Below are 15,889 nucleotides of genomic sequence, written 5' to 3' on the forward strand. Positions count from 1 at the left end.
TGCCGTGCGAACATCTTCACGTCGGCGCCACTTCGGGTCGGCGGCACGGCCCACCGGAATCCGCACGGGAATCTCCCGGCGGCCCCGGACGTTGTCGTGAATGTCGGACGGAAGTCCGTCGCCCCACAGGTATCCCCATCGACGTAAGGACCCAATGACCTCCTCTTCTTCCCCTTCCCAGGACACGCAGAGCTTCGCGCAGAACTACCCCGACGGTCTTCGGGCCGATGCCCTGATGGAAGAGGACGTCGCCTGGAGCCACGAGGTCGACGGAGACCGGGACGGCGACCAGTTCGACCGCTCCGAGCGTGCGGCCCTGCGCCGCGTCGCGGGCCTCTCCACCGAGCTCGAGGACGTCACCGAGGTCGAGTACCGACAGCTCCGTCTGGAGCGCGTGGTGCTCGTCGGTGTGTGGACCTCCGGGACCGCGACCGATTCGGAGAACTCCCTCGCGGAGCTCGCCGCCCTCGCCGAGACCGCCGGCGCGCTCGTGCTCGACGGCGTCATCCAGCGCCGCGACAAGCCCGACGCGGCCACCTACATCGGCTCCGGCAAGGCCAACGAGCTGCGGGACATCGTGCTGGAGACCGGCGCGGACACCGTCATCTGTGACGGTGAGCTCTCGCCGGGCCAGCTGATCCACCTCGAAGACGTCGTCAAGGTCAAGGTCATCGACCGTACGGCCCTGATCCTCGACATCTTCGCCCAGCACGCCAAGTCCCGAGAGGGCAAGGCGCAGGTCGCGCTCGCGCAGATGCAGTACATGCTGCCGAGGCTGCGAGGCTGGGGTCAGTCGCTGTCCCGTCAGATGGGCGGCGGCAAGGGCGGCGGCCTCGCCACCCGTGGTCCCGGTGAGACCAAGATCGAGACCGACCGGCGTCGTATCCGCGAGAAGATGGCGAAGATGCGCCGGGAGATCGCGGACATGAAGGTCGGCCGCGAGATCAAGCGCCAGGAGCGCCGTCGCAACAAGGTGCCCTCGGTGGCGATCGCCGGCTACACCAACGCCGGCAAGTCGTCGCTGCTCAACCGCCTCACGGGCGCGGGCGTACTGGTGCAGAACGAGCTGTTCGCCACCCTCGACCCGACCGTGCGCCGTGCGGAGACGCCCAGCGGGCGGATCTACACACTCGCGGACACCGTCGGTTTCGTCCGGCACCTGCCGCACCACCTCGTCGAGGCGTTCCGCTCCACGATGGAAGAGGTCGGGGACTCCGACCTGATCCTGCACGTGGTGGACGGTTCGCATCCGGCGCCGGAGGAGCAGCTGGCCGCCGTGCGCGAGGTCGTCCGTGACGTGGGCGCGACCAAGGTGCCCGAGATCGTGGTGATCAACAAGGCGGACGCGGCCGACCCGCTGGTGCTCCAGCGGCTCATGCGGAACGAGAAGCGGTCCATCGCCGTCTCGGCCCGCACGGGCCAGGGCATCGCCGAGCTGCTCGCGCTCATCGACATCGAACTGCCGCACCCCTCGGTCGAGATCGAGGTGCTCGTGCCGTACACGCTCGGCCGGCTGGTCGCGCGCGCCCACTCCGAGGGCGAGGTGATCTCCGAGGAGCACACCCCGGAGGGCACCCTGCTCAAGGTGCGGGTGCACGAGGAGCTGGCGGCGGAGCTGCAGGCGTACGTTCCGGTGCCGGCCGTCTGATCGGTCTGCCCTGATCGGTCTGCCCTGATCGGTCTGCTCTGATCGGTCTGCTCTGATCGAAAACGGCGAAGGCCCGCCCCCTCTGGCAGGGGGCGGGCCTTCGCCGTAGTCGTGGCGCGGAGCCGTGGGCGCGGTGCCGGGGCAGCAGGCCGACCTCGCCCACCGCTCCGGCACCGGCGTGTGTACGGGCGCCTACTTGGCGCCGTACTCCTTGCTCATGTCGTCGAACAGCGTCTTGGCGCCCTGACCCAGCTGCGGTCCCGCGAGCCAGGTGTTGTCGGCCGGGCCGATCGAGGTGTTCGAGACGAGCACGGTCTTGCCGTCCACGACCCGGAACCAGCCGCCGCCCGACGAACCGCCGGTCATCGTGCAGCCGATGCGGTACATCGTCGGCAGGCTCGGGCTGAGCGAGAGCCGGCCCGGCCGGTCGACGCACTTGTGCATGATCAGACCGTTGTACGGCGGCGCGGCCGGGTAACCCCAGGCGCCCATCGTGCCCGCGTCCGCCGCGGCGGGGGTGGAGAAGTCGACGTCCAGCGCCGTACCGACGGTCTCCTCAAGGGACTTGGAGCCCGACTCCGGCTTCACGTGCAGCACCGCGTAGTCGTACGCGGCACCCGCTCCGCCCGTCTCCGAGCCGCCCTGGATCCACTCGTTCGAGGTGGACGCCCAGTCCGCCCAGTACTGGCCGTACGGGGAGATCTCCTGCTGTGTCGCGTTGGCCAGCTCGGCCTCGGACTTGCCCAGGTCGTTGTAGGCGGGCACGAAAGCGATGTTGCGGTACCAGCCGCCGCCACCGCCCGCGTGGACACAGTGGCCGGCGGTCCACACGAGGTTGGACTTCCCCGGGTTGCGCGGGTCCTTGACGACCGTGCCGGAGCAGACCATCGAGCCCTCGGGGGAGTCGAAGAAGACCTTCCCGACCGGGGCGGCGTTGTCGTGGTACGGGGTCTCTTCCTGAGTCGCGGTGACCGGCGCGGGCGCCGGGTCGCTCACGCCCTGGTCGGCCGAGGCGTCCTTCGCGGAGATCGTCTTGTCCGGGTCCTTGGCCGACTTCATCCGCTCGGGCTTCCAGAGGCCCTCGATCACCGGGTTGACGAAGTCCTCGGCCTCAGTGAGCCACTTGTCCTTGTCCCAGTTCTTCCATTCGCCGTCCTTCCAGTCGTCGACATCGATGCCGTGCTCCTTGAGCCTGTCGGCGATGTCGGCCGGAATTTCGATCTTGTCTCCGCCGGAGGCCCCGGAGCCGGTGGCGGCAGGCTTGTCGGCGGCATTGTCGTCGCCCGAATCGCAGGCGGTGGCGGTGAGCACCAGAGCCGCTGCCAGCCCGGCGGCGACGAGGACGCGGCGTCGCCCGCGCATCCCCGAGAAGGACGGACGTGTGGAACGCATGATGTTGTTACCCCCGATTGAACGTGCAGCTTTCGTCTGCGGGTCAGGCGCGAAGAGCGCGAAGAAGGCTCTCCGCGGAGCCCGTGTCACCGCGACACCCCACTATGCCCGGGGAGTCGAGGACGAACGGCGGCCAGGCGGTGAAGGTTTCCGTGAGGCCCACCCTGCCGCCGTCCGTCCCTGTGCCGCTACTTGCGGTACTGCATCGGCTGCGCCACCGCTGTACCGCTGAGGCTGGGCCGCTATTGCCGCGTCGCTACTGCTGCGCCGCGAACTTCTTGCTCACCGCGTCGTAGATCCCCTTGGCCTCCGTGCCCAGGTGCGGGCCCGCGAGCCAGCCCGCGGTCACCGGGCCGATCGAGGTGTTGGACACCAGCGAGGGCTTGCCGTCCGAACCCTCCGCGACCCAGCCGCCGCCCGACGAACCACCCGTCATGGTGCATCCGATGCGGTACATCGTCGGCTGGGACTCGGCGATCGAGAGCCGGCCCGGCTTGTCCGCGCACTGGAACATGGTCTCCCCGTCGAACGGCTTCGCCGCCGGGTAGCCGGTCGCGGTGATGTCCCCGACCTCCGACACGGCCGGAGCGTTGAAGTCCACCGGGAGCGCCGAACCGACGGTCTCCTCAAGGGACTTGCCCCCGCTGCCCTTCTCCGGTGTCACATGAATGACCGCGAAGTCGTACGAGGCACCGTCGCCGCCCGTCGCGCCACCCTGCTCGATCCACTGGTCCGAGGTCTGCGCCCAGTCACCCCACCAGAGACCGTACGGAGCGACCTCCTCCTTGGTGGCGGTCGCGAGCTCCGCCGCCGGCATGGCGTCGTTGTTGTACGAGGGCACGAAGGCGATGTTGCGGTACCAGCCGCCCTTCTTGCCGGCGTGCACGCAGTGGCCCGCGGTCCACACGAGGTTGGACTTGCCCGGGTGCGCCGGGTCCTGGACCACGGTCGCCGAGCAGACCATCGTGCCCTCGGGCGAGTCGAAGAACACCTTGCCGGCCTCGGGCGCGTTCTCGTGGTACGCCGCCGGGACGCCCTTCGCCTCCACGGGCGCGGGCTCCGGGTCGGTCACGCCCTGGTCACCCGAGAGGTCGTTCTCGTCGACGCCCTTGCCCTGGTCCGGGTCCTCGGCCTCGCGCATACGGTCCGGGTCCCACAGGTCCTTGATGATCGGGTTGATGTAGTCCCCGGCCTCGCGCAGCCAGTCGTCCTTGTCCCAGTTCTTCCAGGCGCCGCCCTTCCACTGGTCGATGTCGATCCCGTGCTCTTTGAGCCTGTCCTTGATGTCGTCCGGGATCTTGATCTTGCCGTCGCCCGCAGCGGACGCCGACGCCTGGGCGTCCGCACTGGTGTCCTTGTCCGCACCGCAGGCGGTGGCGGTCAACGCCAGTGCGGTGGCCAGTCCGACCGCGGCCAGCATGGGGGAGGTTCTGCGGCGCGAGCTCCTCCCTCGACGGGCGGCGAAGAGCGGGCGTATGGGTCGCATGGTGTGACTCCCCCTGGAGGTGAACGAACAACTCTGTGCTGCCACATGGGACTTCGTAAGCATCCGGTGACCCGGATGTGTCCGACGTGGACCGTGGGTGCTGATCAGCGGGGATTCGCTGAACGGCACCACAGACTATGCCGTTGCTGTGGGGGACTTCCGACGGAACCGCAACGGTTCCGTCACGGCAAGGATCTTCGCCCCACCGTTGCCCCTCGCGGTCCTCGTCGTTGGTACGTACGGGGGACGTTCCGGCTGCGTTCATTCCCCTGTCGCCTCCCACCGGGCGGCCGAGCAACTCGCCTCTTCTGGACAGCGGGAGGACCGACAGACGTGGCTGTGACCGAGTCTGCGCCCGAGACGGCGCCCGTGATATACGAGGGCACGGGGGCGCGCGCGACACAGGAGAACGTGGGGGCGCGCGCGGCGCACGAGGGGATTCTGCGGCGTCAGGCGGCGCGTGAATCCGCGGCGCGCACCTACGCACGCGCCCTTCCGATCGTCCCCGTCCGCGCGCGAGGTCTGACGATCGAGGGCGCCGACGGGAACCGCTACCTCGACTGTCTTTCCGGCGCCGGGACGCTGGCCCTCGGCCACAACCACCCGGTCGTACTGGAAGCCATCAGGAAGGTCCTCGACTCCGGGGCGCCACTGCAGGTCCTCGACCTGGCCACGCCCGTCAAGGACGCCTTCACCACCGAACTGTTCCGCACGCTGCCGCCCGGTCTCGCCGACCACGCGCGTGTGCAGTTCTGCGGGCCCGCCGGAACGGACGCTGTGGAGGCAGCCCTGAAGCTGGTACGTGCGGCGACCGGGCGCAGCGGGATTCTCGCCTTCGCCGGCGCGTACCACGGGATGACCGCGGGGGCGCTCGCGGCATCCGGGGGCGCGTCCGACGTACGTGTCGCGCGCCTGCCCTATCCGCAGGACTACCGCTGTCCGTTCGGCGTCGGCGGCGAGCCGGGCGCCGAACTCGCCGCGCGCTGGACCGAGTCCATCCTCGACGACACCAAGTCCGGGGTGCCGAGCCCCGCCGGGATGATCCTGGAACCGGTACAGGGCGAGGGCGGGGTGATTCCGGCCCGCGACGACTGGATGCGGCGGATGCGGGAGATCACCACGGCGCGCTCCATCCCGCTGATCGCCGACGAGGTCCAGACGGGAGTCGGGCGGACCGGTGCCTTCTGGGCGGTGGAACACAGCGGCATCACACCCGACGTGATGGTCCTCTCCAAGGCCATCGGCGGCAGCCTGCCGCTGGCGGTCGTCGTCTACCACGAGGAACTCGACGTGTGGGAACCGGGCGCCCACGCGGGCACGTTCCGCGGCAACCAACTCGCCATGGCCGCCGGCGCCGCGACGCTCGCGTACGTCCGTGAGAACGGCCTCGCCGATCGGGCCGCGGCTCTCGGCACCCGCATGATCGCCCAACTCCAGAGCCTCGCCGACGACTTCGGCTGCGTCGGAGACGTGCGCGGCCGGGGGCTGATGATCGGCGTCGAACTCGTGGACCCCGAGAAGCCGCCCCCGTCCCCCGGCGGACCGGCTCCCGCGGCCCCCGAACTGGCGGCCGCCGTCCAGCGGGAGTGCCTGCGCCGCGGGCTGATCGTGGAACTCGGCGGACGGAACTCCAGTGTGGTGCGCCTGCTTCCACCGCTCACGATCAGCGACGAACAGGCGAGTGCGGTCCTCAACCGGCTGGCGGACGCGGTGGCGGAGGTCGCCAAGGCGCACACCGGCCCGGCGGCCGAGAGCACCCGTCGGACAGCGACCGGGCACGCCCAAAGGGTCGGGCCCACCCAAGGCACCGAGCACACCCAACAGGCCGAGCGATCCGGATAGCCGGCCTGCCCGGTGGCTGGCCCGGCGGTGGGTGACCCGGCGGTGGGGCCCTGGGGACATCGCCCTCCGGTGACACCCGCAAGGCACCACCAGAACTGTGTCCCTCATCCCCGCATGCTCCATCCCCGCACCCCCGAACATCTCCGCACCTCCGAAACCGGACGACACCCGCACCCGCACCGCACCGCCTCAACCAGGAACCGCACGGGCCCAACGCACGCCGGAACAGCCCCGGTTCGTCGCCGCACGAACCTGAACCACCCCCCGAGGAAGCCTCTTGAACGCCATCCCCGCACCCGACGGCCATCCCTACACCCACGAGCGAGGAGGGCGCGGCACACAGGCCCCGCTCGGGGCGGGGGCCGAATCGGTCCCCAGGCAGAAGACAGGCTCCCAGGAGTCCGAACGGCTGCGCGGCGCCACCACCGACCTGCTGGAACACCCCGATCCCCATACCGCGGCCCAGGCCGCCGCCATCGAGAACCTGCTACGCTGCTGGGTACGCGAGCACGACCTCGCCGCCCCCGACGACGGCACCCTCCGCATCCCCCTCCCCGCGAGCGGCACAGCCCTCGTCGTCCCCGTCCACTACTGGTCCCCCACGGGTTGGCACCGCCTCGGCCCTCCCTACCTCTCCGACGCCCCCGACCAGGCACCTCCCACAGACGCGGTCACCCTCGCGGCCCTCCTGGGACGCGAGACCCCGACGACCGGGGCTCCCACCCAGCCGACCGCCCTAGCCCAGCCGACTGCCCTCATGGCCCCGGACGCTCCCGCCGAGCGATTCGCCTCCGACGCACCGGACGCTCCTGTTGAGCCAATCGCCTCCGATGCGACGGACGCTCCTGCTGAACCCCACACCTCCGCCCCGACGGGCGCCCCCGACACCCCCGCCCACTCCCACGCCTCGGCCGACGGCGGTGACCTGGTAGGCCGGGTCGCCGACTCCGTACGGCGGACCGTCGTCTTCATCACGGACCGCCGGGAAAATCCCGCCGACGGCCCCGACCTCTTCCTCTCGGCGGAGCAGGCGCTGCTGCTCGGCCACCCGTTGCACCCCACGCCGAAGAGCCGCGAGGGACTCTCCGGGGCCGAAACCCGCCTCTACTCACCCGAGTTGCGCGGCTCCTTCCCCCTGCACTGGATGGCCGTCGCCCCCTCCGCGCTCGCCACCGACTCGGCCTGGACCGAGCGAGGCCGCCTCGTGCCCGCAGAGCAGCTCACCCCCCGGCTCGCCGGTGCCGGACTGCGGTTGCCCGACGGATACGCCGCGCTGCCGATGCACCCCTGGCAGATCCGCGAGATCCGCCACCGCCCGGACACGGCGAAACTTCTGGACGCCGGCCTGCTCCTGGACCTCGGTCCCCATGGCTCCCCGTGGCACCCCACCTCCTCCGTACGCACCCTCTACCGCTCCGACGCCCCCGCGATGCTGAAGCTCTCGCTGGGCCTGCGCATCACCAACTCCCGCCGGGAGAACCTCCGCAAGGAACTCCACCGCGGTGTCGAGGTCCACCGACTGCTGCGCGGCGGCCTCGCCGAACAGTGGCAGGCCGCCCACCCGGGCTTCGACATCGTCCGCGACCCGGCCTGGCTCGCGGTGAACGACCCCGACGGCAACGCCGTGCCCGGCCTCGACGTGATGATCCGCCACAATCCGTTCACGCCGACGGACGACGTCTCCTGTGTCGCCGGACTTGTCTCACCCAGGCCACAGGCCCAGCCCACCGGACAGCAGCACGCCGAGCAGAGCAGGACCACGACACGGGCCAGGCTCACCGAGATCGTCACCCGGCTCGCCGGACGCACGGGCCGGCCACGCGGCGCCGTCGCCGCCGAGTGGTTCCTGCGCTACCTGGAGCAGGTCGTCCGTCCCGTCCTCTGGCTGGACAGCGAGGCGGGCATCGCGCTGGAGGCCCACCAGCAGAACACCCTGCTCCTGCTGGACCAGGAAGGGTGGCCCGCGGGCGGCCGCTACCGCGACAACCAGGGCTACTACTTCCGCGAATCCCGGCGCGCGGAGCTGAACGGACGGCTCCCCGGCATCGGCGAGAACAGCGACACGTTCGTCTCCGACGAGGTCACCGACGAGCGCTTCGCCTACTACCTCGGCATCAACAACGTGCTCGGCCTCATCGGGGCCTTCGGCTCCCAGCGCCTCGCCGACGAACGGCTGCTGCTCGCCGCCTTCCGCCGATTCCTCACCGACGTCGCCTCGGGGCCCGCCCGACTGCGAACCTCCCTGCCCGCGCAGCTGCTCGACTCACCTGTTCTGCGCTGCAAGGCCAACCTGCTGACCCGGCTGCACGGCCTCGATGAACTCGTCGGCCCGGTCGACACCCAGTCCGTCTACGTCACCATCGCCAACCCCCTTCATTCCTGAGGAACATGACCCACCCCGTCTCCTGAGAGGAGCGTCGCCGTGCCTCCCACCGATGCGAGCACCGACGCCGGTACCGCCCCCTACACCACCGCCGGCAGCGACAGGGGCCCCGGTGCGGACACCGAGGACACCCTCGATCTGCGCCTGCCCGACGAACTCCTCGCGTTCTTCGCCGGGAAGGCCGAGGAAGCGAAGGGCGAGCAGGCCGAGGCGGCCGGGGGAGCGAAGGCCGAAGCGGCCCGGGGAGCCGCGGAACGGGCAGAGCGGAACGGCGGGGGCAGGAGCACGGTGGGCACGGCGCAGGCCTCGGCGCCGGGCACAGCGTGGCCCGCCCAAGTCGCCCAGGCAGCCCCGGCCGGTGACGACCTGCTCGACCGCGTCGGTGACTGGGGGCCGATCGCCACCGCCGCGGGCGTCTTCCACCTGGCCCCCGTACAGCTCGACCGAGACCTCCCGCTCATCAGCCGCTGGATGAACGACCCTGCCGTGGCCGCTTTCTGGGAGCTCTCCGGACCCGGGACGGCGACCGAGGACCATCTGCGCGCCCAGCTCGGCGGCGACGGACGCAGCGTCCCCTGTCTCGGCGTGCTGGACGGCACACCGATGAGCTACTGGGAGATCTACCGGGCGGACCTCGACCCCCTGGCCCGCCACTACCCCGCCCGCCTTCACGACACCGGTATCCACCTCCTTATCGGTGGTGTCGCCAATCGCGGGCGTGGACTCGGCACGACTCTGCTCAGAGCCGTCTCCGATCTCGTCCTCGACCGTCGTCCCTCATGTGCACGCGTCATCGCTGAACCCGACCTCCGCAACATCCCCTCCGTGTCCGCCTTTCTCAGTGCCGGCTTCCGGTTCTCCGCCGAGGTCGATCTGCCCGACAAGAAGGCAGCCCTCATGGTCCGGGACCGGGCCCTGCGCGATCTGTTGTAGCGCCGTCACTTTTAGTACACCGCTCGCCCCGATCAGGTTCCCAGTCGAGGAGTCCCCGTGCCGAACCCGTCCGCCGCCCCGACTCCTGGAGAGCCGTCGTGGCTCTACGACCCGCCAGAACTGAGCCCGGAGCGATGGGAAAGAGCGGGGCGCCGCCTGCTCGCCAAGATGATCGGGGAGTTCGCGCACGAGGAGATCCTGGTACCGGAGGCGGACGGGAACCGCCCCGGTGCTGCGGCGGCAGCCACCGACCCTCCCGAGGTCATGGCACCGGTCAGCGCCCCGGATCCCAGAGGAGACGATTCGCCGCCCGCCCCAGGCGCCGATGACGAGCGTTCGTACACCCTCCGCCTAGACGCCGGCGGCATCATCGGCTTCCGCGCCCGCCGAGGCGCGTACGACAGCTGGCAGGTCGATCCGTCCTCCCTCACCTTGACGGAGGCAGCCGCAGCGACCAGCGAGCCCGCGGGTCCGCAGCCCCCACACCCCTACACCGACCCCCTCGACTTCCTCACCCGCGCCCGCGCCACCCTCGGACTCGACGGCGCCACACTCGGGCACGTCATCAGGGAACTGACCACCACACTCGCGGCGGACGCACGCCTCGACCACACCGCACTGCCCGCCGCCCGGCTCGCCGACCTCGGATACGCCGAGCTGGAAGGCCATCAGACGGGCCACCCCTGGATCGTCCTCAACAAAGGCCGCCTCGGTTTCTCCGCCACGGATGCCGCCCACTGGGCACCCGAGGGCCGCAGAGGGACGGCCCTGCCGTGGATCGCGGTGCACACCTCACTGGCCACATACCGGGGCGTCGCGGGCCTGGAGACAGCGGACGAGCTGTACGCGCGCGAGCTCGATCCCGCCACCAGGGCGTCCTACGACGTCGCACTACGCGCGCGTGGGCTGACACCGGAGTCGTATCTCTACCTGCCCGTGCACCCCTGGCAGTGGAACGACGTCGTGCTGCCGCTGTTCGCGCCCTCCGTTGCCGCCGGCGCCATCGTTCCGCTGCTCCCGGACACCGATTTACGCCTGCCCCAGCAGTCGGTCCGTACCTTCCTCAACACATCGCGCCCGGACCGGCACACCGTCAAACTGCCGCTGTCCGTCCTCAACACCCTGGTGTGGCGCGGCCTTCCGACGGAACGCACTCTCGCGGCGCCCGCCGTCACCGCCTGGATGCACGGCCTGCGCGACGCGGACCCCTTTCTGCGCGACACCTGCGGGGTCATCCTCCTGGGCGAGGTCGCGTCCGTCACGGTCGGGCACCCCGTGTACGACACGCTGCCGGAGGTCCCGTACCAGTACAAGGAGTTGCTGGGCGCGATCTGGCGCGAGCCGCTCTCCCGCCATCTGGCGCCCGGCGAACGCGCCCGCACCCTGGCCGCGCTCCTCCACACCGACCCCGACGGCCGAGCCTTCACGGCAGAGCTCGTCGAGCGCTCGGGCCTGGACCCCCGGATCTGGCTGCGCCGTCTCTTCGCCGCACTGCTGCCGCCCCTGCTGCACTTTCTCTACCGCTACGGCACTGTGTTCAGCCCACACGGCGAGAACGCGATCGTTGTCTTCGACGGCCACGACGTACCCGTCCGACTCGCGGTGAAGGACTTCGTGGACGACGTGAACGTCAGCGCCGAGCGGCTGCCCGAGCACGCCTCCATGCCGGACGACGTACGGGCCGTTCTGCTCACGGAACCGGCCGCATTCCTCACGCAGTTCATCCACTCCGGGCTCTTCGTCGGTGTCTTCCGCTATCTGGCCCCGCTCTGCGAGGCGCAACTGGGCGTTCCGGAGGCCGAGTTCTGGTCGCTCGTCCGGGCGGAGATCGTGCGTCACCACAGGCTCTTCCCGGAGCTCAAGGAGCGTTACGAAACGTTCGACCTGCTCACTCCGCGTATCGAGCGCCTGTGCCTCAACCGCAATCGACTGCATCTGGACGGCTACCGTGACCGCCCCCAGCGCCCGCACGCCGCCGTGCACGGCACCGTTCCGAACCCGCTGCACCAGCCGTGATCATCGACGACGTGACGGACCTCGTCACCGACCGTGCACGCGTCTTGATCGCGTCCCTCGCCCCGGCCTTGATCGCTCGGTTGTCAGTGCGGCCCCGTAGGGTGGTCGGGCTATGACAGAGCCCTCACTCCCCGAACTCCTGCATGCCGCCGTCACAGCTGTCGGCGGTACGGAGCGCCCTGGCCAGGTGACCATGGCCGAAGCCGTCGAGCAGGCCATCGACGACGGCTCCCATCTGCTGGTCCAGGCCGGCACGGGTACCGGAAAGTCGCTCGGCTACCTCGTGCCCGCGCTCGCGCACGGGGAGCGGGTCGTCGTGGCGACGGCCACCCTGGCGCTGCAGCGCCAGCTCGTGGAGCGGGACCTGCCGCGCACGGTGGACGCGCTGCATCCGCTGCTGCGCCGCCGCCCCGAGTTCGCGATGCTCAAGGGCCGGTCGAACTACATGTGCCTGCACCGCCTCCATGAAGGCGTCCCGCAGGACGAGGAGGAGGGCCTCTTCGACCAGTTCGAGGCGGCAGCGCCCACCAGCAAGCTGGGCCAGGACCTGCTGCGGATGCGGGACTGGGCGGACGAGACCGAGACGGGCGACCGCGACGATCTCACCCCGGGCGTCTCGGACCGTGCCTGGTCACAGATCTCGGTGTCCTCCAGGGAGTGCCTCGGCGCCTCGAAGTGTGCCTACGGAGCGGAGTGCTTCGCCGAAATGGCCCGCGAGCGCGCCAAGCTCGCCGAGGTCGTCGTCACCAACCACGCCCTCCTCGCGATCGACGCCATCGAGGGCGCCCCGGTCCTCCCGCAGCACGAAGTGCTGATCGTGGACGAGGCCCACGAGCTGGTCTCCCGCGTCACCGGAGTCGCGACCGGCGAGCTCACCCCGGGCCAGGTCAACCGTGCCGTGCGCCGCGTCTCGAGGCTCGTGAATGAGAAGGCGGCCGACCAGCTCCAGACAGCCGCCGAGGGCTTCGAGCGCCTGATGGAGCTCGCTCTGCCCGGCCGCCTGGAGGAGGTCCCCGAGGATCTCGGGTACGCGCTGATGGCCCTGCGGGACGCCGCGCGGACGGTCATCTCGGCGATCGGCGCGACCCGCGACAAGTCCATCAGTGACGAGGACGCGGTCCGCAAACAGGCCCTCGCCTCCGTGGAGTCGGTCCACGACGTGGCGGAGCGGATCACGAACGGCTCGGAGTGGGACGTCGTCTGGTACGAGCGGCACGACCGCTTCGGAGCCTCCCTGCGGGTCGCCCCGATGTCCGTGTCGGGCCTGCTGCGCGAGAAGCTCTTCACGGACCGCTCCGTCGTCCTGGCCTCGGCCACGCTCAAGCTCGGCGGCGACTTCAACGGCGTGGGTGCCTCACTGGGCCTGGCCCCGGAAGGCGTCGAGGGCGAGGACATCCCGCCCTGGAAGGGCATCGACGTCGGTTCGCCCTTCGACTACGGCAAGCAGGGCATCCTGTACGTCGCGAAGCACCTCGCGCGGCCCGCGCGCGACAGCGACCGCGGGGACATGCTCGACGAGCTCACCGAGCTGATCCAGGCCGCCGGCGGCCGCACGCTCGGTCTGTTCTCCTCGATGCGGGCAGCCCAGCTCGCCGCGGAGGAACTGCGCTCCCGCATCCCGGAGTTCCCCATCCTGCTCCAGGGCGAGGAGACACTCGGCGAGCTGATCAAGAACTTCGCGGCGGACCCGAAGACCTGCCTCTTCGGCACCCTCTCGCTCTGGCAGGGCGTGGACGTCCCGGGCGCCAGCTGCCAGCTGGTCGTCATGGACAAGATCCCCTTCCCCCGCCCCGACGACCCGCTGATGAGCGCCCGCCAGAAGGCGGTCGAGGACGCCGGGGGCAACGGCTTCATGGCCGTCGCGGCCACCCACGCGGCCCTGCTGATGGCCCAGGGCGCCGGCCGCCTCGTACGGGCGACGGGGGACCGTGGTGTCGTCGCCGTGCTGGACCAGCGGCTGGCCACGGCGCGCTACGGCAGCTATCTGAAGGCGTCACTGCCCGACTTCTGGTTCACGACGGACCGTAACCAGGTGCGAAGGTCCCTGGCCGCCATCGACGAGGTGGCGAAGAAGGCGGAACAGGAGCCAGAAGCGGAACGGACGACCCAAGAGGCGAAGACAGAAGAGGCGTAGACGTCAGTGGCCTGCTCCCAGCCTCGGCCGAGGCTGGGAGCAGGCCACTGACATGCGCGATCGGGGACAGCACAGGGCCCCGGAACCGGCGCAGGGGTCCCGGGGCCCGGTCAGGGGCGGAGTCAGATCCGCCGCAGCACCGCCACGACCTTGCCGAGGATGGTGGCCTCGTCGCCGGGGATCGGCTGGTACGCGGAGTTGTGCGGGAGCAGCCAGACGTGACCGTCCTCGCGCTTGAAGCGCTTGACCGTGGCCTCGCCGTCCAGCATGGCCGCCACGATGTCGCCGTTCTCCGCGACCGGCTGGCGGCGGACCGTCACCCAGTCTCCGTCACAGATCGCGGCCTCGATCATCGAGTCTCCGACGACCTTCAGGACGAACAGCTCGCCGTCACCCACCAGCTGCCGGGGCAGCGGGAACACGTCCTCGACCGACTCCTCGGCGAGGATCGGGCCACCGGCGGCGATCCGGCCGACCAGCGGGACGTACGACGCGGCCGGCTTGCCCGCCGTGTCGGTGGGCTGCGCGGTGGACTGGTCGGATCCCCGGACCTCGTAGGCCCGCGGTCGGTGCGGGTCGCGGCGCAGGAAGCCCTTGCGCTCCAGTGCCATCAGCTGATGTGCGACCGAGGAGGTGCTGGAGAGGCCGACGGCCTGTCCGATCTCCCGCATCGACGGCGGGTATCCGCGCCGCTGCACGGAGTCCCTGATGACCTCGATCACCCGGCGCTGCCGGTCGGTGAGTCCGGAGCTGTCCGCCCGGATACCTGGAGGTCGGCCCGGCAGGGAGCGTGTGGGCTTGGGCCCCTCCTGGTTCACTTCATTCATGGCATGCACCGGCTCAAATCGGCCCTGGGAGCGGTCCTGGGCAGTGATGGTGGCACTGTCTGCGGTGGTGGTCACGTCGGCCCCTCTCGTTCGTCTCCCTGCTGGACAACGGTAGTTGCTTTCGAAAGGTTGCGCCAAACACACGTTCGAGTGAAAAAGTGTGGATGGCCTGACGCGATCACGTGTCTGGGTGTATGGCTAACGCTGCACCGGGCGGACAAAAGCGCTCATTGCTGTACTCTTCACCGCCGGGGCGATGGCCTTGTGGGCCGGAGCGGGGCGGGGGTCAGTCTGCCACCAGGAGTCCCGTCGGCCCGGAACCGGCCCCCAGTCCCTGTGGCGCCCACCGTATCCCCGTACGCCTCTCACGGGTATGGCCGTGCGGCACATGCCAATACGGGTGCGACACGCGCGCAAGGTGCGAATTTACGGGCCAAGCCCCACATCTAGTGGTTGGATTGCAGCAGCAGCCCAGAAGTTGTGGTCCCCCGGTCTTCCGGACCCATGGTCATCGCCTATGCTGGAGCCTGCTTCGAGGGGCTCAAGGGCCCTGACGAGGCTATTGAGTCGTGCTTGTGTAAGGAGGGTTGGAGTTCGATGCACTGCCCCTTCTGCAGGCACCCCGACAGCCGCGTCGTCGACAGCCGTACGACGGACGACGGTACGTCGATCCGCAGGCGCCGCCAGTGTCCCGACTGCTCCCGTCGTTTCACGACCGTGGAGACGTGCTCGCTCATGGTGGTCAAGCGGTCCGGAGTCACCGAGCCCTTCAGTCGTACCAAGGTCATCAACGGCGTGCGCAAGGCGTGCCAGGGAAGGCCTGTCACGGAGGACGCACTCGCTCAGCTCGGCCAGCGGGTCGAGGAGGCGGTGCGGGCCACCGGAAGCGCCGAACTGACCACCCACGACGTGGGACTGGCCATACTCGGCCCCTTGCAGGAGCTCGACCTCGTCGCCTATCTGCGCTTCGCGTCCGTGTACCGGGCGTTCGACTCGCTGGAGGACTTCGAGGCCGCCATCACTGAACTCAGGGAAGAGACGCAGCACCCCGCCGCGGCCGACGAAGACGCGGGCCAGGGGTGCCAGGGAATCGACCGCGGGTCCGGAGAGACTGTCGAAGTCCCCGTGCCCGCCAGCGCCGCCGACTGACGAGAGGGGCCGGCCCGGCCCGGACGGCGGCGACCACAGACCTGTTGCGAGCGGACGCGTACGCGGAGCTCGTGGCATT

Annotated in this window: 10 protein-coding genes; 7 read left to right on the forward strand and 3 right to left on the reverse strand. The window is 70.2% G+C overall.

What is annotated here, in order from left to right; all coding sequences use genetic code 11:
- Positions 1–154 precede the first annotated feature (154 nt).
- Positions 155–1,648: a GTPase HflX gene (hflX, locus tag ACFWXQ_RS08225; protein ID WP_383949807.1), complete on the forward strand. Its 1,494-nt coding sequence runs from the start codon at positions 155–157 to the stop codon at positions 1,646–1,648.
- 192 nt (positions 1,649–1,840) lie between these two features.
- Here hflX and ACFWXQ_RS08230 read toward each other — a convergent pair whose 3' ends face one another.
- Both ACFWXQ_RS08230 and ACFWXQ_RS08235 read right to left on the reverse strand, forming a co-directional pair.
- Positions 1,841–3,040 carry a trypsin-like serine peptidase gene (locus ACFWXQ_RS08230; RefSeq protein ID WP_383953907.1) on the reverse strand — a complete coding sequence of 400 codons (1,200 nt, stop codon included), beginning with the start codon at positions 3,038–3,040 and terminating at the stop codon, positions 1,841–1,843.
- A gap of 256 nt (positions 3,041–3,296) precedes the next feature.
- Entirely contained in the window at positions 3,297–4,526 is a 1,230-nt protein-coding gene (locus tag ACFWXQ_RS08235) for a trypsin-like serine peptidase (protein ID WP_383953909.1), read from the reverse strand.
- A 333-nt stretch (positions 4,527–4,859) separates the two neighbouring features.
- On the opposite strand from ACFWXQ_RS08235, the gene ACFWXQ_RS08240 reads away from it, so the two are divergent.
- From ACFWXQ_RS08240 to ACFWXQ_RS08260, 5 genes are all read left to right on the forward strand, one after another.
- Positions 4,860–6,368: a diaminobutyrate--2-oxoglutarate transaminase family protein gene (locus tag ACFWXQ_RS08240; RefSeq protein WP_383953911.1), complete on the forward strand. Its 1,509-nt coding sequence runs from the start codon at positions 4,860–4,862 to the stop codon at positions 6,366–6,368.
- Positions 6,369–6,645: 277 nt separating this feature from the next.
- Complete coding sequence (locus ACFWXQ_RS08245; RefSeq protein WP_383953913.1) at positions 6,646–8,751, forward strand: IucA/IucC family protein; 2,106 nt, start codon at positions 6,646–6,648, stop codon at positions 8,749–8,751.
- A 39-nt stretch (positions 8,752–8,790) separates the two neighbouring features.
- Positions 8,791–9,684: a GNAT family N-acetyltransferase gene (locus ACFWXQ_RS08250; protein ID WP_383953915.1), complete on the forward strand. Its 894-nt coding sequence runs from the start codon at positions 8,791–8,793 to the stop codon at positions 9,682–9,684.
- 57 nt (positions 9,685–9,741) lie between these two features.
- The gene (locus ACFWXQ_RS08255) at positions 9,742–11,700 is read left to right on the forward strand and encodes an IucA/IucC family protein (RefSeq protein ID WP_383953917.1); all 1,959 of its coding nucleotides are present in this window, start codon (positions 9,742–9,744) and stop codon (positions 11,698–11,700) included.
- 112 nt (positions 11,701–11,812) lie between these two features.
- The gene (locus tag ACFWXQ_RS08260; RefSeq protein WP_383953919.1) at positions 11,813–13,834 is read left to right on the forward strand and encodes an ATP-dependent DNA helicase; all 2,022 of its coding nucleotides are present in this window, start codon (positions 11,813–11,815) and stop codon (positions 13,832–13,834) included.
- Positions 13,835–13,956: 122 nt separating this feature from the next.
- Here the strand turns inward: ACFWXQ_RS08260 and lexA are convergent, their stop codons facing one another.
- A complete protein-coding gene (gene lexA, locus ACFWXQ_RS08265; RefSeq protein WP_055617269.1) occupies positions 13,957–14,736 on the reverse strand; it encodes a transcriptional repressor LexA in 780 nt (259 codons plus the stop codon).
- 522 nt (positions 14,737–15,258) lie between these two features.
- Between lexA and nrdR the strand changes: the two genes are divergently transcribed.
- The gene (nrdR, locus tag ACFWXQ_RS08270; RefSeq protein ID WP_200395495.1) at positions 15,259–15,810 is read left to right on the forward strand and encodes a transcriptional regulator NrdR; all 552 of its coding nucleotides are present in this window, start codon (positions 15,259–15,261) and stop codon (positions 15,808–15,810) included.
- The last annotated feature ends 79 nt before the right edge of the window (positions 15,811–15,889 follow it).

It is taken from the genome of Streptomyces sp. NPDC058697 (genome assembly GCF_042715345.1).
GTDB lineage: Bacteria > Actinomycetota > Actinomycetes > Streptomycetales > Streptomycetaceae > Streptomyces > Streptomyces liliifuscus.